This is a genomic window from Mesorhizobium sp. WSM3859, from assembly GCF_002295065.1.
Lineage (GTDB): Bacteria > Pseudomonadota > Alphaproteobacteria > Rhizobiales > Rhizobiaceae > Mesorhizobium.
Genome location: NZ_NSGG01000033.1, coordinates 1 through 1,811 on the forward strand (window position 1 = coordinate 1; position 1,811 = coordinate 1,811).

Genomic DNA, 1,811 nt, shown 5'->3' on the forward strand with positions numbered 1-1,811 from the left:
GTGCCTGATCGCGGGCGTCGGAGCCTCGCTCGTAGCGCCAGATCGAAATCATTCCGGAAATTAGAGACCAAACGATCGGAAGCTCATCGCCCACAAAAAAGGGTTAAGCGGCTTTCATTGCGTTGCAGATTTCTTCGACTAGCATAGCGGCTGAGATCGAGCCCGGGTCCGGGTGGCCCAAGGAACGCTCGCCGAGACGTGCGGCGCGGCCGACGGTTGCGACCATGTGGCGTGTCGCTTCTGCTCCCTGTCGGGCAGCCGCGATTATGGCATCGGCATTCTGACCATCAAGTGCGGCCTCGGCGGCCGGTCCCCAGGCGTCGAGCATCGTCTTTTGGCCGGGTTCCGCCTTGCCACGCTGGACGATGCCGTCGCGCATTGCCGCAATGATAGTCCGCAGCTCGCCATTCGGCATTGATATGCGCGGACCTGCGGCCTTGCCGGCGCGCAGAAGGGCGGTCGCGTAGAGGGGCCCTGAGGAAGCGCCGACTGCGTTGAGAAAGCCTTTGGCAGCGGCATTGAAGATGTCCTGCAGCGTCCCCTCGGTGGTGCGGGCCGCGTCGGCCGCAGCCTTCATGCCTTGGTCCATGGCGATGCCGTGATCGGCATCTCCAATGACGCCGTCAAGGGCACAAAGCCTGTCGCGCTCAGTTGCCATCCGTGCAGAGATGGTGTCGAAAAGGGTTTTCAAATCCCCGGTCGTAAACTCCATTCGCTCAACTCCGGAACATAGCGCAGTCACAGGGATGGTCGATCATGCGCTGCAATTCGTCGTCGAGATGCATGATGGTGATCGACGCACCGGCCATGTCGAGCGAGGTGCAGTAAGGGCCGACAAGCGTCTTGTGGACGACCAACCCTGCAGCCTTCAGGCGCTCCGCGATCCGGGCGTTCAGGATGTAAAGTTCCATCAGCGGCGTCGCGCCGAGCGAATTGACCAGCACCGCGACTCGAGCGCCGGCCGGCGCGTTCATTTCCGCCAGGATCGCGTCCATGATTTCGTCGGCAACCTCGTTGGCCGAACGCAACGGCCCGCGCCGCACGCCCGGCTCGCCATGGATTCCCATGCCGATCTCCATCTCGCCGACTGGGAGATCGAAGCTTGGCCGGCGCGTCTGCGGCAGGGAACAGGACGAGAGCGCCACGCCCATGGTGAAGGTGCGGTCGTTGGCGTGACGGGCGATCCGCTCCACCTGGTCCAGCGGCATCATCATATCGGCGGCCGCGCCCGCGGCCTTGAAGATGAACACGTTCCCGGCCACACCGCGGCGCTTTTGCCGTTGCTCGAGCGGCGCCGAGGCGATGTCGTCGGTGGTCAATACCGTGCGCGCCTCGATGCCTTCCATCTCCAGCAGCTCGGCGGCCATGTCGAAGTTCATCACATCGCCGGCATAGTTGCCATACATGAACAGAACGCCGGCGCCGCCGCTCGCGGCCACCGCCGCGTCGACCGCCGGCTGCGGAGGAGGCGAGGCGAAGACGTTGCCGATCGCGGCGGCATCCGCCAGGCCCTTGCCGACATAACCGAGGAAGGTCGGCTCATGGCCCGAGCCGCCGCCGATTATCAGCGCTACCTTGCCGGGCCGCGGACCGTGTTTGGCGACGACCGCGCGCGGCGCGTTGTCCGGACGCCAGAGATGCTCGGGATGCGCGGCCATGATGCCGGCCAGCATTTCGTCGACCGCCGCATTGCCGTCATTGATCAGCTTCTGCGTTAGGCTCATTCGTATCTCCCTGCATGGTCCTCGGCCAGGAGACTAAGCATGTCTCGCGAAAGTGAGAACCGATTTTCGGGACAAAGGCGCGAAGTA

2 protein-coding genes are annotated in these 1,811 nt (G+C 64.1%); both read right to left on the reverse strand.

Going from position 1 to position 1,811, the window contains the following annotated elements; genetic code table 11:
* Positions 1–103: 103 nt before the first annotated feature.
* Positions 104–712 (reverse strand): dihydroxyacetone kinase subunit DhaL, encoded by a 609-nt coding sequence (gene dhaL, locus CK230_RS32205; protein ID WP_095820807.1) that lies wholly within the window; start codon positions 710–712, stop codon positions 104–106.
* A gap of 4 nt (positions 713–716) precedes the next feature.
* Positions 717–1,724: a dihydroxyacetone kinase subunit DhaK gene (locus CK230_RS32210; RefSeq protein WP_095820808.1), complete on the reverse strand. Its 1,008-nt coding sequence runs from the start codon at positions 1,722–1,724 to the stop codon at positions 717–719.
* Positions 1,725–1,811 lie beyond the last annotated feature (87 nt).